The organism is Streptomyces sp. RGM 3693 (assembly GCF_050471125.1).
GTDB lineage: Bacteria > Actinomycetota > Actinomycetes > Streptomycetales > Streptomycetaceae > Streptomyces.
Window position 1 is genome coordinate 2,540,064 of sequence record NZ_JBMPPQ010000001.1, and the last position, 23,771, is coordinate 2,563,834.

Consider the following 23,771-nt stretch of genomic DNA (forward strand, 5'->3'; position numbering starts at 1 on the left):
CGAGATGGCAGCGAGGCAGACGACGACCGAACCTCCGGAGCAGCGTTCCGGGGCGGATTCGCCCGTCGACGACGGGTATGCGGCCGACGACTTCACGATGAGTGACGCCGAGCGGGTCGCTCTGTGGAAGCAACGCCTGTTCGAGGCCGAAGCGGGAATGACGAAGTACCTCGTCGAACAGCAGGCCGGAACGGCGCTGGGGGAGTGGTTCGAGATCCAGGCAGCCATTTTCGAAGACCTCCCGGCCCAGGGCCCGCCCGTCCCCACCGCCTGGCAACGCGTCTTCTTCCGGGCACAGGCCCTCATCGAGCGCTTCCTGATCAGCCGGTTCGGATACGGCGAGCTGACGGCCTGGGCACGCGCCAACGCCGCGGTGCACGGCGCCGTGGAGCGCGCCGACGGCCGTGGCGCGGCCGATGCCATAGGGCGGGTGGCCAGGCAGGCCGAACTGTACGGCTCCGGGATGCGGTTGCTCCAGGCATCCCGCGAGCGGGCGGAACTGCACATCACGCACTGCGGCATCTGGGACTACCGGGAACTCGCCCGCGCCCGCGGCGTACCGCTCACCCTGAAGTCCCCCTGCGAGTTCTGCACCGCGGCCATCTCGGCCAATATCGCCGCACGCGGCTACCGGCCCGCCTTCGAGCTGATCGAGGACGGCGACGACCACGGTTGTCGCTGGCGGGCGAGCGCTCCCCAGAAGGCGGACCGTTGAGCGCGCCGCCGCAGCACAAGCGGCTGCCGCGCCGTCTGAACGGGCCGCACGGGCCGTTGGCGTACGTGGACGAGGGGCTGAGCCGGGCGACGGCCGCTCCGCTCGTCCTCATCCACGGATGGGGCGCGGATCTCCATGACTGGGACGCGACGGTGGAGCGCTTTCGTACCCGACGCCGAGTCATCGCCCTCGATCTTCGCGGTCACGGGAGTTCCGGACCCTCGCCCAGTGACTATCGGCCGGCGACGCTCGCCTCCGATGTCGTGCGGCTGCTGGACGAGCGCGGGGTGGCGGCCCCGGCCGTTCTGGTCGGCCACTCACTCGGCGCCGTGGTCGCCTCCGTCGTCGCCGCGGAGGCCGGCGACCGGGTGGCGGGCCTGCTGGTTCTCGACCCCGCCTATGGGCGTCCGGAGGGCCACCGCGACCGTGTGCAGCCGTGGCTGGACCGGCTGCGTACCGATACCGCCGAGCTCGCCCCCGATCTCGTCGCCGGCTCGGTCGACCGCACGCGTCATCCGGAGCTCCGCGCGTATCTGTACGACCGCGTGAGGCGGACCGACCCGGAAGTGATGCGGCGCACGCTGGCCGATCTCCACATGCCCGCCGAATCCCTTTCCAGCGAGCCGGCCTCGTCCCGGTATCTGGTGCGCCGCACTCAGCCGGTGCTCGCCCTCAACCGTGACCGGACCCGCGCACGATGGGAAGCCGGTGTCCTGGCCGGCCCGCCGTCGCGCAGTCTGGTCTGGGAGGGCTGCGGTCACTTCCTCCACCTGGAGGCCCCGGAACGCTTCCACACCCTCCTCGAACAGTGGTTGGCCCTGTTGGAAGGCGCCGGCGAGGGGACCTTCACCTTCGGATCCGACGTGGTGCGGGCCGGAGGCGGGACATGACGGGCACGGGTGGGCGGAGCGCCTGCGACATCGATGCCGGAACGGCGGACGTCCCGGGCGTGGCGGAGGCGGCGCGGCTGGTACGTGAGGGACACCTCTCCCCCCTCGCGCTGCTGGAGCGGTGCTTGCGTGGCATCGAACGCGAAGATCCCTGGTTACGGGCGTTCGACCGGGTCGATGCGGACGGTGCCAGACAGGCGGCCCGGGAGGCCGAGCGCCAGGTGATGAGTGGCGAACGGCTGGGCCCGCTGCACGGGGTACCGCTGGCGTGCAAAACGTTGCTGGAGACGGGTGTTGAGGGCCGGGCTCCGGCCCGGGCCGTTGCGGCCCTGCGTTCGGCGGGGGCGGTCATCGTCGGCACCACGCGAGCTCCCGCACTGTTCACGTTCGCCTGCGACACCCGCAACCCCCTCGATCCGGCACACACACCGGGCTGGTCCAGCGCCGGGTCCGCGGCGGCGGTCGCGGCCGGTCTGGTGCCCGCGGCGCTGGGGAGCGACACCGTCGGCTCGGCGCGCATTCCCGCAGCCCTGTGCGGCGTGGTCGGGCTGCGTCCCAGCGCCGGCCTGATCGGGCGGCGCGGACTGACCGTCATGTCCGAGACCTTCGACGAAGTCGGTCCCCTCGCGAGGAACGTGACGGACATCCGCCTCATGCTCTCCGCACTTACCGCTGGCGGGCCGAGCACACCGCCGGACGACGACGGGCGGTCGGACGTCCGGGGACTGCGGATCGCCGTCCCGGGCGGCTTCTTCTACGACGGCTGTGTGCCACGCGCCGTACAGGCCGTGGAGGCAGCGGCCGAGAAGCTGTGCTTCCTCGGTGCACAGCGGCGCCATGTCACCGTCGGCGCCGAGTACTTCGACAGGGAACTGACCGCATCTCTCACGCTCTGGGAGACGGCGTGCCGCTTCCCCGGCGCACCCCCTGCCGAGGCGGGGATCGCCGCGGCGGTACGGGACGGCCGGCAGATCGGTGCCGAGCGGGCTGCGCAGCTGCGCCGGCGGATCGGCAGGCTGCGGGAGCGCTGGGCTGCGCTGTTCCGTGAGGCCGAGGTGGACGTGTTGCTCGTTCCCACTGTCCCGGGGCCGGCCGCGGAGCGGGAAGCCACCCACTTCACACGCCCGGACGGTGTACGGGAACCGCTCGCCGCGGCCTACCCACGGCTGTGCCGGCCCGCGACCGTGACCGGAGCGCCCGCCCTCACGGTGCCCGGCGTGGAACCGCCGGGCCAGGGGCTTCCGTTGGGCGTGCAGTTCCTGGGGGCACCCGGCAGCGACCGGCACGTACTCCGGGCCGGGGCCGCGTACGAGGCGGCGGGTACACCGGCGAACGGAGACCATCGATGACCGCGATGGACTCCGGCCGGTACCCGACGCCGGAGAATCATGCCGACCGGCCGGCCCGGTACACCGAAGAACTGCACGCGGACCTCGTCGTCGTGGGCGGCGGACTGGCCGGCCTGTGCATGGCGCTGGCCGCCGCACGCGAAGGCGCCGACACGGTCCTGGTGCACGACCGGCCGGTTCTGGGCGGCAACTCCTCCAGCGAGGTACGTGTGGTGCCCGCAGGGACGGCGCACTTCTCGGCGTGGGCCCGGGAGACCGGCATCGTCGAGGAACTGCTGCTGGAAGACAGGGCCACCAACCATGCGCAGTTCTGGGAGGGCGGGCTGACCAACTCCGGCTGGGACCTGACGCTGTGGAACGCGGCACGGCAGCAGCCTCGGTTGCGCACGGTGCTCAACGCCAGCGTCCGCGCCGTACACGTCGAAGGCGGCGACGCGGACGAGGGACAGCGCACCGGCCGGGGGATCACCATCAGCCGGGTCGATGCCGTCCAGCTGACCACGGAGAAGGAACTACGGCTGTGCGCCCGGCAGTTCGCGGACTGCACGGGAAACGGAACCGTGGGGTATCTCGCGGGCGCCGACTGGGACTACGGACGGGAGGCCCGTCACGAGTACGGGGAGCCGCTGGCCCCCGCCGTCCGGGACTCGTCCACCTCCGGCAGCACCATCACCCTGCGGGCCCGTGACACCGGTCGTCCGGTTCTCTACACGCCTCCCGCGTGGGTCGAACCGTATGACGCACAGCATCCGATCGGCCCGTTCCGTGAACTGCGCAATATCCACCGCAAGGAGTTCGGAGGCTTCTGGTGGCTGGAGATCGGCTACCCGTTCCATCAGGTGACCGGCGCCGAGGAAGTCCGCGACGAACTGCTGCGCCACGCACTGGGCGTATGGAACTACCTCAAGAACCACCACCCCCGGCGAAGAGCGCTGGCCAACCACGCGCTGGAGTGGATCGGGTCGCTGCCCGGGCGTAGGGAGAGCCGACGGCTGCTGGGCGACGTGGTGCTCAGCGAATGGGACTGCCATGAGGACGGGCTCTGGCCCGACCGCATCGCCTCCGTCGGTTGGTACCTGGACCTGCATGCCAAGGGAGGGCTGCTGAACAAGTCCGAGCCCGGAGAACCGTCCAAGGCCGACACCAACTACCGGCACTGGACGCGGGTACCGCCCTTCAGCGTGCCGCTGCGCGCCTGCTACAGCCGCAATGTGACGAACCTCTGGCTGGGCGGCCGATGTCTGAGCGCCACGCATGTGGCACTGGGCGCCCTGCGGGTCCAGCAGATTCTCGGCATGCTCGGGCAGGCGACCGGCATCGCCGCCGCTTACGCCCTGGTCGGCGGTCTGACTCCCCAGCAGACCGCCGACCCCGACGCCAGGCACATTGACCGCGTACAGCAACGCCTGCTCCGTTCGGACGTCCGCATTCACGGGATGCGGGAGCGGCCCGTCACCGGGCCGGAGGCGGTGGTGACCGCCGACAGCCAGGCGCCGCTCGACTTCGGCGCGCCGGACCTCGGACGGACCCGACGCCTGGATGTACCCCACGCCCTGGTCTTCCCGGTGAGTACCGAGCGGCTGCGCACGGCGGCGGTCCGGCTGCGCAACGACAGCCGGGGGACGGCGGAGATCGGGTGGCACCTCGCGGAGGTCCCGACGCTGTGGACCCGTACGGAAGGGGAACCGGTCGCCCACGGCACGGTGGACGTGCCACCCGGCACGGCGGAGATCGTCCTGCCGCTGGAGGCCGTGGTACGCCCCGGTCGTCTCCATCGGCTCTCCCTGAGCCCGCTGGCCGGGAACGCCGCACCAGATGCGCCGGCCGTCCACTGGATCACCGCCACCGACCAGCCCCCCGGCACCACGGCGCAGTACCTGCACACCACGGGCGGCGGCCCCACCCCGGAGGCGCACTCCTACGACGCCCTGGCCGCCGGTGAGATCGCGTTGCCCACCTACCGGCACTGGTGCCAGGACAAGTGGACCGCCCTCACCCTGCGCACCGATCCCGTGCAGTACCCCTACGGCGCGGACAACGCCGTCACGGGACGGCACTGGCCCGAGAGGTGGCCGCAACTGTGGATGTCCGACCCGTATGCACCGTTGCCGCAGGGCCTGGAGCTCAGCTACCCCCGGCCCGTCACCTTCGACGAGGTGCGGCTCCGGTTCGACACCGACCTCAACGCTCGGATCAGCAACGCTCCCGGCCTGTGGCGGCCCCCTCAGTGCGTCTCCGCATACCGTCTGCTGAGCCGTCCGGATCCGGACCGACCGTGGCGGGAACTGCACAGCGCCGAGGACAACTACCGCCGTCTGAACGTCGTCCGCCTGCCCGACCCGGTCCGCGCCCGACAGATTCGCGTCGAGGTCCTGGCCGTCGGGCCGCCCGAACCGCGGCGTTTCACCGAGGAAGAGGCGGCCTGCTGGCGTGAGGACGGACAGCGGGCCGTCCGGTCCACCCTCCCGCCGGGCTGCCGCATCTACAGCGTGGGCCTCTACCACGAGGACGCTCTGCTCTGAGCGCCCACCCACCCCGCGGACCGCGGTGGCGCGCCCTCCCGCGCCACCGTGCCCGCGCCGACTCCGCGATCATGTGAAAGGACCCCCCACCCCATGTGCGGTATCACCGGCTGGACCGACACCGGGCGTGACCTGACCTCACCCGAACACATCGCGACAGCACGGACGATGACCGACACCATGGCCTGCCGGGGCCCGGACGCCTCCGGGCTGTGGCGGTCCAGCCGGGCGGCGCTCGGCCACCGCAGGCTGTCGGTGATCGACCTGGCCGGCGGAGCACAGCCGATGACGGCCGCCCCGGAGCGGGAGGACCTCGTCATCGTCTACAGCGGAGAGATCTACAACTTCCGTGAACTGCGCACCGAACTCCTCGCGCGCGGCCATCGCTTCCGTACCCGCTCGGACACCGAAGTGGTGCTGCGCGGCTGCCTGGAGTGGGGAGTCGAAGGTCTCGCCCCTCGCCTGAACGGCATGTACGCCTTCGCCGTCTGGGACGCGCGAGCCGGCGCACTGTGGCTGGTCCGGGACCGGCTCGGTATCAAACCCCTGTACTTCCACGCCTATACGGGCGGGTTGCTGTTCGGGTCGGAACCCAAGGCACTGCTCGCCAACCCGCTCTTCGAGGCGGCACTCGACGACTCCGGGATCGCCGAACTCTTCGCCGTGCCCAGTGCCCCCACCCCCGGGCACGGTGTGTATCGCGGTCTGCGGCAGGTCCGTGCGGGACATGTCGTCCGGGTCCAGGGCGACACGCTGCGCGAGATCCGCTACTGGACACCCCCGGCCCGTCCGCACACGGACGGGCCCGCCGAGACCACGGCCCGGGTACGAGAACTGCTCGAAGACACCGTGGAGCGGCAGCTCGTATCCGACGTCCCGCTGGGTTCGCTGCTCTCGGGAGGGGTGGATTCCAGCGCGATCTCCTCGCTCGCGGCGCGTTCCCTGGCCCGGACCGGGAAGAAGCTGTCCACGTACTCGGTGGACTTCCCGGAAGCCGAGAGCGCCTTCCGTCGCACCTCCTGGCACGACAGCCGCGACGAGCCTTACGCACGCGCCGCCGCCGCGCACATGGGCACCCGGCACACCACGATCCTCGTGGACTCCGACGAGCAGCGGACCCACGAGGAGACCGCGCTGCGTGCCAGGGACCTGCCCGGCTGGGGTGAGATGGACGTCTCCCTGTACCTGCTCTTCGCCCAGGTCAGCCGGGACTCCACGGTCGTCCTGTCCGGGGAGGCCGCCGACGAGGTCTTCGGCGGATACCCCTATTTCCGGGACGAGGCCGCGCTGGCCGCCGGTACCTTCCCCTGGCTGCAGGGCCGTACCACCCCTGCCGCCCTGCTGCGCGAGGAGGTCCGTGCTCGCGTACGGCCCGAGGAGTACCTGCGTGACCGCTACGCCGATGCCGTCGCCGAAACCCAACGGTTGGAGGGGGAACGGGGGCGTGACGCGCGCATACGCGAGGTCTCCCACCTCGCCCTGACCCGCTGGCTGCCCGCTCTCCTGGATCGCAAGGACCGGATGAGCATGGCCACGGGTCTTGAGGTACGGGTGCCGTTCTGCGACCACCGGTTGGTCGAATACGTCATCAACGTGCCGTGGTCCCTGCGGGAAGCCGGGAGCCAGGAGAAGTACCTGCTGCGCCGGGCCGTCGCCGACCTGCTGCCCTCCTCGGTGGCGAACCGTCGCAAGAGCGCCTTTCCCGCCAACCCCAGCCCGGGGTTCGCGCAGACGCTGCGCACACGCGTGCACGACCTGCTGGCCGACACCCGGGCACCGGTCTTCGACCTCGTCGACCGGGCAGTCGTCCGCCGTCTCGTCGAACGGGGCGAAGCCTTGCCCAGCCCCCGCGCCGCCCGCAGTTCCACGGCGGGCCTGAGCTATCTGCTGAATCTGGACACGTGGCTCCGCACCTATCGCGTCGCCATCCGCTGACCCCGAGCGCCGCTCCGACGCCCCCGGCCACTCGACGCGGCGTTCCCACAACAAGGACGCAGGAAGGAAACGAACCAGCATGTGCGGAATCACGGGATGGGTGGACCACCACCGATACCCGCCCGCCCCGGCGGTCCAGGACACCGGCCGCGACGTCGAGGCGGAGCGGCTGCTGAGCACCATGACCGCGACGATGGCCTGCCGTGGCCCCGACGACTCGGGCATGCTGCTCCATAGCCCGGTGGCCCTGGGGCATCGGCGGCTGGCCGTCATCGACCTGGAAGACAGCACCCAGCCGATGACCAGGGGGAGCGGCGGCCGGGAATTCTCCCTCGTCTACAGCGGAGAGCTGTACAACTACCGTGAGCTGCGCAGCGAACTGGCCACCCGTGGACACCGTTTCCGCACCGCCGGCGACACCGAGGTCGTCCTCGCCGCCTGGCAGGAATGGGGCCCGGCTGCCGCCGAACGCTTCAACGGTATGTACGCCTTCGCCGTCTGGGACGCACGCGCACGCGAACTGTGGCTGGTCCGCGACCGGTTGGGCATCAAGCCGCTCTACTATCTGCCGCTGCCGGGCGGTGTCGCCTTCGGTTCCGAGCCCAAGGCGCTGCTCGCGCACCCGGCGGCCGCGCCCCGCGTGGACGGCGAAGGACTGGCGCAGCTCCTGCTCCCCCTACTGAAGGTACCCGGCCGCACTCCGTACGCCGCGTTACGCGAACTGCCGCCCGGCCACCTGCTGCGCGTCCGGGCGGACGGCAGCCACGGACTGCGGCGCTACTGGGCGGCCCGGCCCGAGGAACACGGCGACGACCCCGGCAAGAGCGCCGCCCATGTGCGGGAACTGCTCGAGGACATCGTGGCCCGACAGCTCGTCGCCGATGTTCCCGTGTGCACCCTGCTGTCCGGCGGGCTGGACTCCTCGGCCCTCACCGCCCTCGCCGCCAGCCGCACCAGTGACCGGATCCGGTCCTTCTCCGTTTCCTTCACGGGCAGTTCGACCCCCACCGAGGACGGGCCGTACGCGCGGCAGGCCGCCAGGCATCTGCACACCGACCACCGGGAGATCGTCCTGTCGGGCGAGCTGCTCGCCGACCCTTGGGTGCGCCGCGACAGCGTCCTCGCGCGCGACCTCCCCAACGGCATCGGCGATCTGGACCTGAGCCTGCACCAGCTCTTCGCCACGGTCGGCGACCATGCCACCGTGGCCCTCTCCGGGGAGTCGGCCGACGAAGTCTTCGGCGGCTACCGCTGGTTCCACCACCCGGACGCCATCGCGGCCGACACCTTCCCGTGGCTGGCCGACACTCCTGCCCACGGACGGCTGCACCAGCGCATCCTCGCTCTGTTCCGCAAGGACCTGCGAGAACGGCTCGCGGTCGAGGAGTACGTCGCCGACCAGTACCGCACCGCCCTCGCAGAAGTGTCGCCCGCCCCGGCCGGCGACCCTCTGGAACGCCGGATGCGCGAGATATCCCATCTCGCCCTCACCCGTTTCCTGCCGACCCTGCTCGATCGCAAGGACCGGCTCAGCATGGCCACCGGCCTGGAAGTGCGCGTGCCGTTCTGCGACCACCGGCTGGTGGAATACGTCCAGGGCATCTCCTGGCGCAACCGGACCCACGACGGCCGGGAGAAGAGCACACTTCGCGCGGCCGTCCGCGACCTGTTGCCGGACTCCGTGCTGCACCGGCCGAAGGTTCCCTATCCCTCGACTCCCGACCCCCGTTATGCCCAGGCGCTCCGCGACCAGTTGGCCGCCCGCCTGGCGGATCCGCACTGCCGGCTCCCCGAGCTCTTCGACGAGGGCGCCCTGCACCAAGCCGTCACTTCATCCGAACAGGGCAGTCTCATCAGCAACCTCGGCGCGGAACTCGCCCTGAACTTCGATGTCTGGCTGCGCACCTACAATCCGGAGCTGCCTTGATGGAAACCCCCCTGTCCACCGATGCCGGCACTGCGCGGGCCCCCGGCACCGGTTCCGCCCCGCCTGGCCTTGCCCGGCTGCTCCTGGGCTACCTACCGCTCTATCTCTTCCTCTTCCTGGTGGGCGCCGAGATGTATCTCGTGGCACCACTTCTGCCCACGGTCGCCGCCGACGTCGGCGTTCCGGTTGCCGGTGCCGCGCATCTGGTCACCGCCTATGTCCTGGTCCAGGCGGTGGCCGGGCCACCGCTCGGCCTGGCCAACTCCCGCTTGGGGCCGCGGACCATGGTCGGCATCGGTGCCTCGTTGTTCATCGTGGGCAATGCGGCCGTCGCGCTGAGCGGTGACTACGGCGTGCTGATCGCTTCCCGTGCCGCCGCCGGATTCGGGGTGGCCATGGCCGGCCCGGCCATCTGGGCCTGGATCGCCACGAGCGCCCCGGAGGCCGTACGGGGTACGGCCATGGGCGCGGGCATGGGTGCCTTCGCGCTCGGCCAGGTGCTCGGCGTGCCCATCGGTGGCTTCGCCGCCGATCTCGCCGGCTGGCACAGTCCGTTCGCGCTGCTGAGCACGGCAGCCCTGCTGGCACTCCCCCTGATGCTCTACGGACTGCGGTTCAGCGGTGAACACCGCCGGAACCAACCGGCACCGGAAACGGGGGCGCGTGTCCTGTTGCGGGTGTGGACCCGCGCACGGTTGCGCCGCGCTCTGATCGTCACCTTCCTCTTCCACGCGGCGAGCCTGGGGGCGTACACCTACTTGCCGGACCTCCTGGGATCCCGGTACGAGCTCTCCACGTCCGCGCTGGGTGCCGTCGGCTTGCTCAGCGGCCTGGGCATGTTCATCGGGGCGTCGCTCGGGGGCCGGTTCGGCGACGTCGTACGGGCCCGCGGCCGAGGTGAATCGGTGCTGCTTCCGCTGTGGACGACCATGCTGCTGGTGACACTCGCGGTCGCGGTCGGTGCCAGGCCGTTGTGGCTCAACCTGGCTGCCGTGCTGGTGTGGTTCATTGCCGCCGGAGCCTTCGACACGAACCAGCAGACACTGATCGCCTCGCATTCGGACGGTTTCACCGCTGTCGCTCTGTCCTGGAACCTCGCCCTCCTGTACGCGGCTGCCTCCTGGGGAGTCTGGCTGATGGGCGCCTACGGCGTGAGCGCCACGGCGGTCATCGGGGCGGGGAGCGTGATGGCGGCGTTGGCAGCCGTCATCGCCGTACTGGGAGCTCGGCGTGCAAGGTGAGATACTGCGCCGCACGACTGCGCCCCTCCTTTTTCAGGCCGAGCCCGGATACCGCATGATCACTCATTCCTCCCCGATTCCGCTCTATCACCAGATTGCGAGCGTGCTGCGCCAGCGGATTCTCGACGGCACCTACCCCGCCCACCATCAACTGGCGCCCGAGCAGGACCTGGCGCGTGAATTCGGCGTGAGCCGGGCAACGGTGCGGCAGGCCCTCCTCGACCTGGTCGACAGCGGACTGCTTGCACGGCAGCACGGTCGCGGCACCTTCGTTCTCGACGTCGCCCGGAAGACGATGCGCTATGTCTTCAAGGGCGATATGAACGACCTGCTGACGGCGGCTTCGTCCAACGCCCACGCCGTACGGGAGATCTCCCTCCTGCACCGGAGGCGACTCCCGGAAGAGGTCGCCGCGGAACTCGGACTGCCGGAAGGGCGCGGCACGATCGTCGAGCGCTTGATGTTCGCGGGAGAAGCTCCCTTCGCCTTCCACCGCAACTACCTTTGCGACACATACGGCAAGCTGCTGACCAAGCGGGGCCTGAAGTCGGCCGGTGTATTGCACATCCTCCAACAGGCGGGGGTCCAACTGACGAGCGCGCGCCAGACCATCCTGGCTCGGCCCGCCGATCTGGAGATCGGCGAAAAACTGGGCATCGGCCGAGGCGGTGTAGTCCTGCGAACACAGCGCACGGCACGCTTGGCAACCGGCGCGGCGGCGGAGGTCTCACACTCCTGGTATCCCGCCGACATGTACGGCTACACCGTCGAGTTCAGCGTATGACCGTGGCGCGCACGAGCGGCGTCAGGCCGACCATGCAGCGCGAGTGACTCTCCGGTGCGGGTACCGGTGCGGGCGCGGCCTCAGGGGCCTGCATCCGCACCACCCCGGACCATCAGTGGCCGGCGAAGGTACGGTCCACGACCGGCCGTAAGGCCCTGCGTTCAGGCCGGCGGGTACACGGATATCGGTCCGGCGGAGCCGCTGCGGATCTCTGATTGTCCCGTGCACGGCGTCGGTGCGTATGTCCAGCGCGGGCATGCCGTTCAGACTGCGGGCAGACCGTCGCCCCGCCACCGACGGTAGTCACCGGGGGAGGGGAGCGGCCTGCCGGCCGACCAACCCGGCCCCGGCCACCTGACCCTCACCGACGCCGAGATCGACCGCTACCGTGCCCACATTGCGCACCTGACCGCCGGCAACCGCTGACTGGTCGCCCGCAGCCGGCCACGGCCCGGTCGGCCTGCCGTCCCGAAACCGGAGAGCTGCAGCGTGCCCGAGCGGGCCCGGGCTTCGACCATCAGGGCATACGGCTTCTGGGCCCCCGGGCCGCGGGCGCCCACCCAGGTACGGGCGGGCGTACAGCAGCGGATCGATGTCGGCTTCGTCAACGAATCCGGAGACGTCGAGCACCCGATTCGTGGGCAGCGGCAGTGCCGTGCTGTCTCGGCAGGCCGCACCCTCCACCTGGTGGAGAGCTCGGATGGGACCACCGTGCAGCCACCGGTAGGAGCGCGCAGAGGCGACTACAGCTTTCGGAAGAGCGTCTCGCAGTACCCGAGGGGAACTGTCGCCTGGTACGGATCGCCTTCCGCCGCGTACTCAGCTGCCATACGCAGCATCATCGTGATGCTGTTCAGCGTCTCGCCCTCGCCGCCGGCTGCCGCTAGGCGTTCGGAGAGGACGCGGTGCGCCTGGTCCAGGACCTCGGGCCACCCGCCGGAGCACGTCGCCGGATCCACCCCGGTCACCGACGTGAGCCACAGGTCAGCATGCGACTGGAGGACTTGCTCAGTGGTCCGGTAGTCCAGTACGCCCCCGCACAACAGCGTCAGCGGCACCGGCGCACCTCAGTACGAGTAGAACTCCGACCCGGCCTTGCGGCCGAGTCGCCCCGCGTCCACCATCCGCTGGAGGAGCGGGGGAGCGGCGTACAGGGGCTCCTTGTACTCCTCGTACATGGGGAAGTGCACGCTGTTATTGCCCTGACCTGCGGTTTCCGGCTCTGCCTGGGGACTGCGGGGCACCCAGGGACTTTTCAGGGACATTCGGTTGTGAGGAGCGCGCGCCTCTGCCCCGCGGGCGTCTGGCCTGGCTCACACCCCACGGCCCGCTAGGCGCGCCGCCACTTCTGAGTCAGCGCGCTGCTGGCGAAGACGGAGGTCGAGGTGGGAGTGAACCAACTGCTCGACGGACTGCCGGACATGGAGCTGACAGGCGGCGGAGCCGCGGGAGTTTGGGGTGTTCACGCCGGGAGCAGGCGTTGCGGGTGCGCTTCAGGCCAGTGGCGTAGGAGCGAGGATTGATGGCTAGGGGGCGCGGGCCCCGCCAGGACCTCGGTCCTGACGGGGCCCGCGCCGATGAATCCTTTAGGCGTACCGGCTGAAGGACGGGTTGCAGATGGTCGGTGCAGTAGCGGTTGAAGTCTGGTGGGTGGCGCGGGTGTGTGATGTAAAAGGGACGACGACTGTCGATGGGTGGGTCGTGGAGGGCGCTTGGGCGGCGGCCATCGCCACAGTCGGGGTGAGGGCGAGCAGGCCGATAAAGGCAGCACGCATCATGAGGTTAGCCTTACTTTTTCATGCCCCTGTATCCGTGCGCATATTTGAAGCCACGGTTAATGGAGTCGGAGATTAACTAAATGCGTGAGGGACGTTACACCGGGCTGCACGGCATTGCGAATCCGGGTTTTATAGGTCCTGGAGAGAACCTTTGGATCTCAGTCCGTCGCCCCATTCGAGGTCTGTTGCAGTCGGCCGCTCACGCGTGCGGCCGCTCCCTCGTCGCCTAACTCGCGGAATATGCCAAGGGCATTTTTCCAGAGCGTTTGAGCTGTATCGAGGGCGCCCTCATCGTGCCGGATTTCCGCCAGGGCCTCCAATGCCCGCCCGGTTTCCTCGGGATCCTGGGTGTGGCGGGCCAAGAGGAGTGCGGACTCGAAGTGCTGGGCGGCCGGCCGCAGCTGTCGTATGGCGGCTTCCGCGTTCCCCAGATGGCGCAGGGCGCGGCACTCCTCGTAGCGGGCGCCGATGCTACGTGCGAGGTCAAGCGCCCGGGTGTGGTAGTCGATGGCCTCGGAGAAGCGCCCCAGATTGTGCTGGGCGGTGCCGAGGCCGATGAGTCCGTTAGCCTCGTTCTTCCGGTCACCGAGTCGCTGAAAATCGAGGAGGCAGTCCCGGTAGAGCTTTGACGCTTCCCAGGCGTTTCCGGCGAGAGCTGTAACCTCTGCGAGGTTGAACCGGGCTATCGCTTGGTCATGCGGATTTCTGATTTCCTTGGCGATGTCGAGTGCTTCCTCGATGTACCGTCGAGCGAATGAGATATTTCCCATGCGTACGTGGAGATCGCCCAGGTTATTCTTCGTTTTGCCGATAGTCCTCGTATCGCCGGCCCGCTGGGATTCGTCAATGGCTTCCAGGAAACGCTCCTGCGCCTTTTGGTACTCGCCTAGGTGCAGCAGGACGATGGCGATGTTGTTCACGTACTTGGCGCGGTTCGCGGCGTTTCCGGATTCATTCTGTACGGCCAGTGCCTGCAAATAGAATTCCAGGGCCGTCCGGTACTTTCCGCGATTCCAGTCGAGCACGCCGAGCGCGCGCAGCGCCTCGCTCTCCGCATCCGGGTCGCCCAGGGTGCGGGCCAGTTCCAGTGCGCGGTGGCAGGCTTCCTCGGCCTGCGGGTAGTGGCCGGTCTGTGCGTGCGCGCCGCCTAGGTCCAGCAGGGCGAGGCAGAGCGCGCGCTGGTCATTGGTGCGCTGCCAATGGCTGACGGCGTGTCCGTGCAGCCGGTCGGCGTGCGTCCAGTGGCATTCGGTGTCGAGGAAGCCGGCCAGTACGTGACAGAGCTGGGCGGCGCGCCCGGGGGAGCTGTGAACGCGGTCGTAGTGCTCTGTGGTGAGGAGGTTGGCGCGTTCGAGGCTCAGCCATGACCGCGCGTCATCAACATCCTGGAAGGGAGGCAAGGGCCAAGGTCCTGGATCGAGTTCATGGGCCAAGCGCAGCCGCTGAGGGTAGATCAGAGCGTCGGCCCGTGATGCGTTGCACAGATAAAAATCGGTCAATCGGTTGAGGGCATTACACCGCTCAGTCTCGTCGTCCTGGGAGTTGGCCAGGGCACGCGCGTACTCACCCAGAAGATCATGAAATCGGTACCGGTGAGGGGCGGGTTCCTGCAGCAGGTGGCACTGTAGTAATGCTTCAAGAAGCCGCTCGGTTGCCTCCAGCGACCGGTTCAGCAGGGCGGCAGCCGCGTATGATCCGAACTCCGATCCCAAATGCAGACCGAGCAGGCGGAATGCGGATCGCTGGCCGGGCGTCAGCGTTTGGTACGAGATTTCGAATGCGCGGCCTATCTCGCGGAAGCCGTCCCGGATTTCTCCCAGCCGTCCCGAACCGCGTGTGAGGTGCTCGCGGAGGGTGGCCAGCGTCCATGATGGGTGGGCGCTGAAGCGGTTGGCGACCAGCTCGATCGCCAGCGGCAAATGCCCGCAAAGACGGACGATTTGTGCGACTTCCCTGATGTCCTGGCTGCGGTGCTCCCCGGCGAACTGCAGAAAGAGCGCAATCGCGTCCTGTGGCGGCAGTACGTCCAGAGCCAGTGAGTGGGCGCCGGGCAGGCCGGCCAGGTGCAGTCGGCTCGTGACGATCGCCAGGCTGGGGGAGTCGCTGGGGAGGAGGGGGATGACCTGGGAGGGCGAGGCAGCATCGTCCAGGACGAGGATCACGCGCCGGCGCGCCAGCATGGTGCGCCACAGCGCGGTGCGTTCCTCGATGTCGGCGGGGATAGCGTCGGCGGGAACGCCCAGCAGGCGCAGCAGCATGGCGAGCGCCTGGCCGGCTTCCAGCGGTTCCTGTACGCGCGCGTGGGCGCGGAGATCGAGATAGAGCTGCCCGTCGGGGAACCGGTCGCCCATGTGCCGCGCGGCATTGATCGCCAGCGCCGTCTTGCCGATCCCGGCCATCCCGGAGATCGATTCCAGAGTGACCACCGACCCGTGGTCGGCAACCGCTTGGACGGCCTGGCTCAGCCGCCGTAGCTCCGCCTGCCGTCCGATGAGAGCGGATTGCCGGGGCAGATTGTGCGGTGCAGGCATCGCCACGGGCGGTACGGCGCCAGAGGGGGCCGCGACGGACCTGGTGGTTGCGATGGCGCCGGCGGATGCGAGGGGCATGGCGGGCCCCGTGGACCCGGTGGATCCGGCTGACTCGGCGCTCCCGGGAAGCAGGTCCTGCACCGGCGCGCGCCGGAGGATGCGCTGATGAATGTCCGCCAGTTCCTGCCCCGGCTCCGTGCCCAATTCGGCGCGCAGTCTGCGTAAGGCGACCTGGTAGACGCGGAGGGCGTCGGCGTGCCGTCCGCATCCGTAGTAGGCGACCATGAGGTGGCCGATCAGCGTTTCGTCGTCGGGGTGCTGGTCCACCAGGTCGGCCAGGTCCCCGACGACGTCGGCGAAACGGTGCAGCCGCAGTTCGAGGGCGATCCGGGAGGATGTGACACCAAGGCGCCGCTGGGCGAGCTTCCTTCGTGTGCGCTCGGGCCACAGCCCGGGTAGCCCGGCGAGCGCGTCGCCACGCCAGAGATCGTCGGCCTGGTGCAGGAGGTCGACGGCGGTTTTGGTGTCCCCGCCGTCCGCTGTGAAACGGGCCTCGGAGGTCAGGTGCTGGAAGCGGTGCCAGTCGATCGAGTCTGCGTCAACACGCAGCGCGTAGGTGTGCGCGTGACGTGAGATATGTGGTACGTCGGGTCCGGCGCCATACTCGCGCAGCGCCTTGCGGATTCGCGACACGTAAACGTGCACGTTCTTACGGTCGTTGGCTGGCGGATCGCCCTCCCAGAGGCGGCCGACGAGCACGTCCAGCGAGACCGGACGGCCGGCTTCCAGAGCGAGTGAGGCCAGGATTAGACGTTCTTTGTCCGAACCGAGGCCGAAACGACGACTTTGTGCCACGAGTCCGACCGGGCCAAGCACTTGGATTTCCACCAGCGCCTCCCCCTGGCAGCGCACACCCCGCCGTTAACGACTATGGCAGGGGTCACAAAAGAGGGGCCAGAGGGCCTGGCGCAATGGCCGAATTCCTATGCCATCGCTCTATGTCAGGGTCTCTGTGGCGCACTTGATGGGTAGTTCCCCTCCGGTGAATGTGCGACCGATCACCCATCCGTGATCGATCTGTGAGCGAGGTGATCCACTTTTTGGTGCAGAAGTGATCGGTAGTGGGGTTGGTGGAACAGGGGGGCGGATGAGTCGGGACGGGAACGTGGTCGGCGGCGAGGCGCAGCTCAACGGCCCCGTCATCCAGGCGGGAGAGGTCACCGGCGGCATCCATCTTCATGGCGCCGGGCGACAGCCACCCCTTCCGGTGCCACGCCAACTCCCACCCCTCACTGCCCATTTCATGGGCCGCTCCGACGACCTGGCGGCCCTGGACGATCTGCGCTCCCGGCACGATGGACATTCAGCGCCGCTGATAGTGGTCAGCGGTCCTGCCGGCGTCGGGAAGACGGCGTTGGTGACACGGTGGCTGCGCGACACCGACAAGGCGTATCCGGACGGCCATCTTTACGCCGACCTGCGCGGACACTCCCCCGAGGGGCCCGCCGAGCCCGGAGAGATCCTCGGCCAGTTCTTACGGGCCCTGGGAGTGGGCCCGGTCCCGGCTGGGCTGGCCGAACAAGCCGCGCTCTGGCGCTCGGTCACGGCGAACCTTCGGATCGGCATAGTGATCGACAACGTTCTGTCCGCGGCCCAGGTCCGGCCCATCCTGCCCGGCGGCAGATGCGGCCTCACCGTCGTGACCAGCAGAAACCGGCTGACCGGACTGGGCGTGGATGGCGCTCGGGTGTACCACCTAGGCGTCTTGGACCCGGCAGCGGCCGAGGAACTCCTGTCGCGTGGAGTGGGTCGGGAACGGGTGCAGAACGAGGCCGCGGCGGCTCGCGAAGTGGTTCTGCTGTGCGCCGGCCTCCCCCTGGCCGTATGCCTGGCCGCCGCGCGTCTCGCAGCGCGGCCCAAGCAGCCGCTGCGCGCCCTGGTCGACGCGCTCGCCGAGGACCGCGATCGCCTGGAGGAGCTGACAGTGGAAGGGGAAAAGGCGGTACGTAGCGGACTGGACGGCTCGTATGCGGTTCTGTCGGAGGGCACCGCGCGGCTGTACCGGCGCTGGGGCTTGCTGCCGGTGCGGGTATTCGAAGTACGCAGCGCGGCGGCGGTCTGCGGGGTGTCCATGCGGGTGGCCGAGCGGCTGATCGGCGCGCTGCTCGAGGCCAACCTGATCGAGGAGTCCGGGCCTGACGCCTATCGCTTCCATGATCTGGTGCGGCTCCATGCGCGTGAGCGTGGTTTCCTGGACGAGTCGGAGCGCGCCCGCAGCGAGACCCTGCGCCGGGCGTGCGACTGGTACTTGGCGACCGCCACTGAGGCTCAACGGCTGCTGACGCCCATTCAGCTCACCCTACGGCGGGACTTCGCCTTCTGCCCCGACGGTCTCCCGCTCCCGTTCGACGACGAGACCGGGGCGTTGGAGTGGTTGGCCGCGCACCGGCTGGACCTGCTGGAAGCCGTCCGCACCGCGACCGGACAGGGCTGGTACGACACGGGCTGGCAGATCGTCGACGCGATGTGGCCGCTGTTTCTGCGGTTGAGACACTACGGCCTGTGGATCGAGGCCCACGAACTGGGACTCGCCGCCGCGGAACGCGCCGGTGATCGGGCCGCGGAGCGCCAGATGCTCAACTCCGGCGCCATCGGCTTCACCAGCGCGCGTCGCATCGACGACGCCATCGACTGGTACCGCCGGTCCCTGATCGCCGCGCGCGAGGCCGGCGATGTGCGAGACGAAGGACAGGCGCTGCACGGTCTGGGCACTTGCCATCGCGAGGCGGGTCGCACCGGGCAGGCCGTCTCGTACCTCTCCCAGGCCATCACAGCGTGGGAGAGCTGCGGCTATCAGCGGGGTGCCGCGCTGTCCCGGATCATCGTCGGTGAGATCGCCCTGGAGAGCGACGACATCGACCGCGCCGTCGGCTGTTTCTCCCAGGCGCACACCTTGCTGACCGAGGTACGGGACCCGTACGACGCGGCGCGGGCGCTGGCCTTCCTCGGATACGCGCACTCACTGGCCGCAAGCCCGAGGAAGCGGGCCGCAGACGCCAGGGCCGATGCCTACGAGCGAGGCATCGGCGAACTCCGGGAGGCGCTGGCCGTATTCGAGGCGTCGGGAGCGACTCACTGGCGGGCCAGGGCCTTGGAACTGCTCGGCCGGAGTGCCCAGCACAATGGTGAGAGGGATGCCGCCCGGGAGTTCTACGAGCGTTCCCGGGCGGCTCACCTGCCGCACAGCCCTGATGAAGCGGAGCGGCTGGCGGGGCGGTTGGGCGAGCTGGGCGGACACGCCCCAGGGGCGCTCGAACAAAACCCGTAGGGGGCGAGCACCCCCTACGGGCCCACAACGCGGCGGGCAGCGGCGGTTTTCCCGTTGCTCGGCGCCTGATCGAATCGATAGTGCCTCGGTACGTACCAGGCTCTCAAGCTGTGGACGTAGCGCGCGTCAGTACGACCATCGACGCCAGCTTGCCCCATGGTTGCCCCGCTGCCGCCCAGCCGTACAGGCAAGAGGGGAGCAACGCTCGGTCCGCGGCCGTGGGTGGACTTCCGCACCAGGACGGCGCGGGCACCAGGCACGGTCGCACCTGCCCTCGGCCGCCCTGGCGTTCCGCCACCGCCCAGCCCCCGTCATCCAGGGGCAGCGTGGCGAGCCGGCAGCCGACCCGGTCGGCGAGTACGTCCGCCACCCAGCGCAGGGCGTGGTCACGTGGGCGGGGGAGGCTGCCGTGCAGCAGGTCGGCGCACCCGAGCCAGCGTTCCTCGGCACAGAGGTCGATATCGACCGCGAAGTGGTCATGCAGGCAGAGCAGTCGGCCTGCGTCGACGCGTTCATCGGCGATCTTGGCCGTCCCGTCGCCCTGTGCATTGACGACGTACACGCCTTCCCGCACGGCCTCCACCACATACGCGCCCCCCGGCGTGCCGAGGACCATCCGTAGCGTCGGCGCCCCGGTGCCGGGGAGGGCCCACCGGCCGCCCGCTGCCATGGCCGGTTCGACGCTCACCAGCCGGCCGCCGCGCCGCAGCCATCGGGGCGCATCGGACGTGACCGCCGTCATGCCGGGACCTCCGACTCTCCTGCGTGCCAGGTGTCCCCGTCATCCCTCGCAACCCAAGTCTGCAGCGCCGACGGAAGCGGCAGGCGCCGGGTGAGGGCTGGGAATGCGGGCTGGCCAAGGCCCAGGACGCGGTACATCAGTTGTCGCATATTCCGGCTGAACCGGCCGGGTTCGGAGGTGATACGCGCAGCAATGGCGGCGTAGTCCTGCCGTCGGTATTCGGCTGCCGCGTAGTCCAGTTGCTCCAGCAGCCCATGGGCGGGCGACAGCGTTGGTGCGGTGAGGGCGAGCGCGGCGGCTGGCGAGGCAGGGTTGATCTCCCGTGCCGGTGACGCCGCCAGCAGGATCGGCGCGTGGGTGAGCGTGCCGTAGAGGGTGACCGAGCCGTGGTCCCCGATGATGCCGTCGGCTGCGATCAGGACCGTACGCCAGTCCGCCTCGGGCGGCACCACCGCAATGCCCCGCGTCCGGCATTGCGCCAGCCAGGCGCGTACCTGCCAGGCCCCGTGCCCGGACCACACATTGGGGTGGACGAGGATGGCCACCCGTACTGAGTCGTCGTTCAGCTCGCTCAGGAGCCTGGGCAACAGCGTCTCGAACGCGCCGAAGGTCGAATGCGGACCCCAGGTGGAGACCACGCCGATCAGCCGCTCCCGGGCGCCGATGCCGAGCGCCCTACGGTAGGCATCGCGCTGCGGCAGGCTGATCGCCATCCGGTCATGCGCCGGGTCACCGGCCACGACTGCCACGGGAAGGGCAGCTGGGCAGTGACGTGCCAGTTCGCCCGCATCGTCCTCGTGGGGCAGTACGACGGCGGCCGGCAGCGGCCTGCCGTCCGGGACGATGTCCCGCCGAGACAGTCCCGCCACCCACTGCTTGCCCGAAGGCCCCACCCGCTTAAGGTAGTTGGCGCCATGGGGCAGTGTGATCAGCGGGCCCCGGATTTCCTCCACGCCGCGCGGACCGGCAGCCAGTACGAGATCGAACTCCATCCGCACCGCTTCCTGCCAGGTGAGCTGCACACTGCCCAGCCGGCGGAGCAACTGCGACACCCCGTCGCTGAACTCATGCGGCGGCGCGGTGAACATCACCTGGACGCGGAAGTCCGACTCCAGCAGCGAGAACACCTCCTGCAGCCGCTTCCCGTAGGGCACGGTGTGCACGATGACCAGGATGCGTTTGCGGCCGACCAGCGTCAGCCACTCGCGCTTGTACTCCGATTTCTGACTCTCCCGCCCCAGTCCGTAGGACGTGGTGATTGCCGACATGACATCCCCCAATGTCTGCTGTCCGACGCCGTCGTCGTGACGGCCGCCTCCCGTTGCCCCCTGCCGATCCGCGGGGCTATGGAGGAGGTGCCCGGGTGAGTGTGCGAAAGGCTTGCTGAGTGGTTGCAGAAAGCTTGCGGCGCGGGCGACGCCGACCGGGTCCTGGAGCGTTTGCGCCGGTCAGGGCGTGTTGTTGTCGAAGGTGGCCAGCCAGCGGGGCGGTCCGAACGGGTCGGAGTGCACGCCGCGTTTCAGTGTCACTGACGTGGGCGTGTGGTGCTGCCTTGCCGGAGGTGGGGTGGCGGTCTGCCGGCTCGCTGGAGCCAGTGCTCCGTCAGGGGCCGGTCTGTGACCGTAGTGGGGGTCTGTCAAGCGAGCGGCTCTGTCTCACAACCGGTGGCAACGGAGCGTCGCAGTCTTCGCTGTCCGTATAGTTCTGACCTTGGTGGGTGCTCTGGTCTGGGGTTTCGCTGGCTGGCACTACGGATGTCCGGAGCGGGCGGTCTCTACTCGGTGGGTAACCGACATCCGTGTGCCGACGCCTCGCTTGGATGACGCTCGGCCCCGTCGGCCTGCGAATTTCTCGAATTGCCGCTCCATGAAAGGAACATGACACTCTGTTACCACCGGATGCGAGACAGAGCCGGACGCTACAGTCCCGGCCGAGGACGAGCGCCGCTTCGTCGCCGACCACCAAGTCCAGAGCGGGAACCCATCCGACGCACCGCAGCTGGTGCCATCGGTGGAGCGCGTCACCACGCTGACCGGCCACCCACCAGGCACGGTCGTCGCGGACCGGGGCTTCGGCACCGCGGCCAACGACCAGTCTCTGGCCGAACTCGGCGCCGGCGGATCGCCCTCCAACGTGCTGGAAGACCCGGCAAGGCACGGCGTGAGTACGAACGAAGTCGCACCTTCCGGCGTATGCGCAACCGGAGAGTCGGTATCGAGGCTCGCATTAGCCACCTCAAACGCAGCTTTGGCTTCCGCCGCACAGGCCTCCGTCGCCTGACCGGTGCCCAGACCTGGGCCGGACTTGGAGTCTTCACCCACAACCTCCAGCGGATGACCACCCTCAGCCGTTGAGGCAGGGACAGATGGCTGGCCGTCGGACGGGTGCCCTCCAACAGCTCCGACGGCGTGGACGAGTTGCCTGCGGGGGCAGCGGAGCCACTCGGCCGCCGCGCCACCACTGACGCTGCTCCAAGTGAACTCCCCCTGGATCAACGCCACTTAGCGGCACCGACGCCCCTCAGCACGAGTAGAACTCCGACCCGGTCTTGCGGCCGAGTCGCCCCGCGTCCACCATCCGCTGCAGCAGCGGGGGAGCGGCGTACAGCGGTTCCTTGTAGTCCTCGTACATGGAGGCCGGCGTGCTGGAGCCGGGGATCTGACCAAGTCGCGGGCTATGACGGTTGGCTTAACGGAGTTTGGCGGATACGAACGTCGATATTCCCCGGCGTCATGTCTGGCTGAGCTTCCTGGGCTGAACGAGTACGTCTCGCGCTGGCCCTGCATCCTCGTTTCTGATGTGGACTTCCCTTTGGCTCCTGTGGTGTGCGCCTCGATTTTCGGGATCATTCGCTGTTCGGTATGCGTCTCGGTGGTGCGCATTGCGGCTCGTGGCGAGGGGGCGGCGCATCGCATATGGATCATGATAAGACGCATCCGGGAAAGCCCAGTTGGGGCTTCCTGGTGCCTTACGTTTGATCTTGGTGCAGTTGCTGCACCTCGAACACCGAGGGGGTGGCTCGTATGCCGAACGGGGAGAAGGGGTCGGTGGATCCGGCGACTCTTGAGAGTTCTGGAAAATCCATCGAAGGGGAGGTCGACGCCAATGTCGATACCAAGACCGATGTCGGTGTTGATGTCGATGTTGAATTACCTGGTGAAGTCGGGGTTGAAGGGCGGGGTGCAGGCGAGGCGGAGATGCTGGAATCGGTTAAATGCATTGAGCATCTCACGGAGAGGATTCTTCCGGGGTGTTCGGAGGGAAGGCGCGGGAGTCCTGCCAAATCGGGTGATGCGGCGTCCGCGTATGCCGAAATGACGCACCTCATGGTGGAGTCCCTGGGGGCTCTGCGGGATCTCGCCGAAGACCTGGGCAAGGGTAGGGAAGACGGGGTCGGGGACGGGTGAGGTGGTCGGTCAGCCGTGGTGTAGGTCGCGCAGGTAGCGGGTGCGGCGGTAGCCGCTCAGCGGGAGGCCGGTGACCGGGCCGAGTACGGCGGTCGTGAGGCAGGCGGCCAGGGCCATCGGGTGGCCCGGCCAGAGCCATCAGGTGCCCGTAGCCGACGCTGGCGGCGATGAGGCGGACGGCCAGGACGCCGAGGCCGAAAGCGCACACGCCCGGCTGTGGCGCCGAGGAGGTACCGGCCGTCGTTGAGGGCGAGCAGGGCGGGTTCGGACCAAATCGGCTCCGCGTCGGACGCGGCGCCCAGTACAGCCAGCCCTGCCGGCCGTGCAGTTCCTCGGCGAGCGGTGCCGGGTTGAGGCGGCGATCGACGAACAGGTCCCGTTTGCCGCCGTCCGGTGAACGCAGGCGCAGGGCGGGGGAGTGCACGCGGTCGCGGTGGGTCTTGCCGCGGCGGGCGGAGTCACGGAGGTGCAGGCCGGCGCCGGGGCCTGTGATGCGGATCCGCGGTATGTGGGAGCGGCAGGCGAGGAGGTCGGCGTTGAGGTGGCGGCGGGGGCGTCCCGTAGCGCGAGCGCCGCGATGACAGCCGCGAAGCCACACCGCATCGCCAGCAATACGCGGTGG

14 protein-coding genes and 3 pseudogenes are annotated in these 23,771 nt (G+C 69.2%); 11 read left to right on the top strand and 6 right to left on the bottom strand.

Features of this window, described 5'->3' with window-relative positions; genetic code table 11:
• The first annotated feature begins 4 nt into the window (after nucleotides 1–4).
• The 8 genes from ACO0M4_RS10825 (at nucleotide 5) to ACO0M4_RS10860 (ending at nucleotide 11,363) form a co-directional block, all read left to right on the top strand.
• On the top strand, nucleotides 5–715 hold the full coding sequence (locus tag ACO0M4_RS10825) for a hypothetical protein (RefSeq protein ID WP_430369651.1): 711 nt from the start codon (nucleotides 5–7) through the stop codon (nucleotides 713–715).
• Nucleotides 712–1,605, top strand: a complete 894-nt coding sequence (locus ACO0M4_RS10830; RefSeq protein WP_430369652.1) for an alpha/beta fold hydrolase — start codon at nucleotides 712–714, stop codon at nucleotides 1,603–1,605. Before ACO0M4_RS10825 ends, ACO0M4_RS10830 begins: the two co-directional genes overlap by 4 nt.
• Nucleotides 1,602–2,954, top strand: coding sequence for an amidase (locus ACO0M4_RS10835; RefSeq protein WP_430369653.1), 1,353 nt, complete (start codon nucleotides 1,602–1,604; stop codon nucleotides 2,952–2,954). The genes ACO0M4_RS10830 and ACO0M4_RS10835 overlap by 4 nt, the downstream gene beginning before the upstream one ends.
• Nucleotides 2,951–5,476, top strand: a complete 2,526-nt coding sequence (locus ACO0M4_RS10840) for an FAD-dependent oxidoreductase (protein ID WP_430369654.1) — start codon at nucleotides 2,951–2,953, stop codon at nucleotides 5,474–5,476. Before ACO0M4_RS10835 ends, ACO0M4_RS10840 begins: the two co-directional genes overlap by 4 nt.
• A 93-nt stretch (nucleotides 5,477–5,569) precedes the next feature.
• The gene (gene asnB / locus ACO0M4_RS10845) at nucleotides 5,570–7,411 is read left to right on the top strand and encodes an asparagine synthase (glutamine-hydrolyzing) (RefSeq protein WP_430369655.1); all 1,842 of its coding nucleotides are present in this window, start codon (nucleotides 5,570–5,572) and stop codon (nucleotides 7,409–7,411) included.
• Nucleotides 7,412–7,490: 79 nt separating this feature from the next.
• On the top strand, nucleotides 7,491–9,338 hold the full coding sequence (asnB, locus tag ACO0M4_RS10850; protein WP_430369656.1) for an asparagine synthase (glutamine-hydrolyzing): 1,848 nt from the start codon (nucleotides 7,491–7,493) through the stop codon (nucleotides 9,336–9,338).
• Nucleotides 9,338–10,579, top strand: a complete 1,242-nt coding sequence (locus tag ACO0M4_RS10855; protein WP_430369657.1) for an MFS transporter — start codon at nucleotides 9,338–9,340, stop codon at nucleotides 10,577–10,579. Before asnB (ACO0M4_RS10850) ends, ACO0M4_RS10855 begins: the two co-directional genes overlap by 1 nt.
• A 55-nt stretch (nucleotides 10,580–10,634) precedes the next feature.
• Entirely contained in the window at nucleotides 10,635–11,363 is a 729-nt protein-coding gene (locus ACO0M4_RS10860; protein ID WP_430369658.1) for a GntR family transcriptional regulator, read from the top strand.
• 743 nt (nucleotides 11,364–12,106) lie between these two features.
• On the opposite strand, the gene ACO0M4_RS10865 is transcribed toward ACO0M4_RS10860, so the two are convergent.
• The 3 genes and pseudogenes from ACO0M4_RS10865 to ACO0M4_RS10875 form a co-directional block, all read right to left on the bottom strand.
• Entirely contained in the window at nucleotides 12,107–12,421 is a 315-nt protein-coding gene (locus ACO0M4_RS10865; RefSeq protein ID WP_430369659.1) for a hypothetical protein, read from the bottom strand.
• Between the two features lie 9 nt (nucleotides 12,422–12,430).
• A pseudogene (locus ACO0M4_RS10870) lies at nucleotides 12,431–12,556 on the bottom strand (3-hydroxyacyl-CoA dehydrogenase family protein); the annotation flags it as partial.
• Nucleotides 12,557–13,299: 743 nt separating this feature from the next.
• Nucleotides 13,300–16,560: an AfsR/SARP family transcriptional regulator gene (locus ACO0M4_RS10875; RefSeq protein WP_430369660.1), complete on the bottom strand. Its 3,261-nt coding sequence runs from the start codon at nucleotides 16,558–16,560 to the stop codon at nucleotides 13,300–13,302.
• A 259-nt stretch (nucleotides 16,561–16,819) separates the two neighbouring features.
• Between ACO0M4_RS10875 and ACO0M4_RS10880 the strand changes: the two genes are divergently transcribed.
• Complete coding sequence (locus tag ACO0M4_RS10880) at nucleotides 16,820–19,000, top strand: tetratricopeptide repeat protein (protein WP_430369661.1); 2,181 nt, start codon at nucleotides 16,820–16,822, stop codon at nucleotides 18,998–19,000.
• Between the two features lie 103 nt (nucleotides 19,001–19,103).
• Here ACO0M4_RS10880 and ACO0M4_RS10885 read toward each other — a convergent pair whose 3' ends face one another.
• The gene (locus ACO0M4_RS10885) at nucleotides 19,104–19,742 is read right to left on the bottom strand and encodes a hypothetical protein (RefSeq protein WP_430369662.1); all 639 of its coding nucleotides are present in this window, start codon (nucleotides 19,740–19,742) and stop codon (nucleotides 19,104–19,106) included.
• Nucleotides 19,739–21,010 (bottom strand): hypothetical protein, encoded by a 1,272-nt coding sequence (locus ACO0M4_RS10890; protein ID WP_430369663.1) that lies wholly within the window; start codon nucleotides 21,008–21,010, stop codon nucleotides 19,739–19,741. The genes ACO0M4_RS10885 and ACO0M4_RS10890 overlap by 4 nt, the downstream gene beginning before the upstream one ends.
• A gap of 661 nt (nucleotides 21,011–21,671) precedes the next feature.
• Between ACO0M4_RS10890 and ACO0M4_RS10895 the strand changes: the two are divergent.
• Nucleotides 21,672–22,096: pseudogene (locus tag ACO0M4_RS10895) on the top strand (transposase); the annotation flags it as partial.
• Nucleotides 22,097–22,262: 166 nt separating this feature from the next.
• On the opposite strand, the pseudogene ACO0M4_RS10900 reads toward ACO0M4_RS10895, so the two are convergent.
• Nucleotides 22,263–22,391 (bottom strand): annotated as a pseudogene (locus ACO0M4_RS10900) (3-hydroxyacyl-CoA dehydrogenase family protein); the annotation flags it as partial.
• A 374-nt stretch (nucleotides 22,392–22,765) separates the two neighbouring features.
• On the opposite strand from ACO0M4_RS10900, the gene ACO0M4_RS10905 reads away from it, so the two are divergent.
• Nucleotides 22,766–23,149, top strand: a complete 384-nt coding sequence (locus ACO0M4_RS10905; RefSeq protein ID WP_430369664.1) for a hypothetical protein — start codon at nucleotides 22,766–22,768, stop codon at nucleotides 23,147–23,149.
• Nucleotides 23,150–23,771 lie beyond the last annotated feature (622 nt).

Coding starts and splice junctions, on each gene's coding strand:
- asnB (WP_430369655.1), top strand. CDS start 5,570: ATGTGCGGTATCACCGGCTGGACCGACACCGGGCGTGACCTGACCTCA.
- ACO0M4_RS10885 (WP_430369662.1), bottom strand. CDS start 19,742: ATGACGGCGGTCACGTCCGATGCGCCCCGATGGCTGCGGCGCGGCGGC.
- asnB (WP_430369656.1), top strand. CDS start 7,491: ATGTGCGGAATCACGGGATGGGTGGACCACCACCGATACCCGCCCGCC.
- ACO0M4_RS10860 (WP_430369658.1), top strand. CDS start 10,635: ATGATCACTCATTCCTCCCCGATTCCGCTCTATCACCAGATTGCGAGC.
- ACO0M4_RS10905 (WP_430369664.1), top strand. CDS start 22,766: ATGCCGAACGGGGAGAAGGGGTCGGTGGATCCGGCGACTCTTGAGAGT.
- ACO0M4_RS10880 (WP_430369661.1), top strand. CDS start 16,820: ATGAGTCGGGACGGGAACGTGGTCGGCGGCGAGGCGCAGCTCAACGGC.
- ACO0M4_RS10835 (WP_430369653.1), top strand. CDS start 1,602: ATGACGGGCACGGGTGGGCGGAGCGCCTGCGACATCGATGCCGGAACG.
- ACO0M4_RS10890 (WP_430369663.1), bottom strand. CDS start 21,010: ATGTCGGCAATCACCACGTCCTACGGACTGGGGCGGGAGAGTCAGAAA.
- ACO0M4_RS10825 (WP_430369651.1), top strand. CDS start 5: ATGGCAGCGAGGCAGACGACGACCGAACCTCCGGAGCAGCGTTCCGGG.
- ACO0M4_RS10855 (WP_430369657.1), top strand. CDS start 9,338: ATGGAAACCCCCCTGTCCACCGATGCCGGCACTGCGCGGGCCCCCGGC.
- ACO0M4_RS10840 (WP_430369654.1), top strand. CDS start 2,951: ATGACCGCGATGGACTCCGGCCGGTACCCGACGCCGGAGAATCATGCC.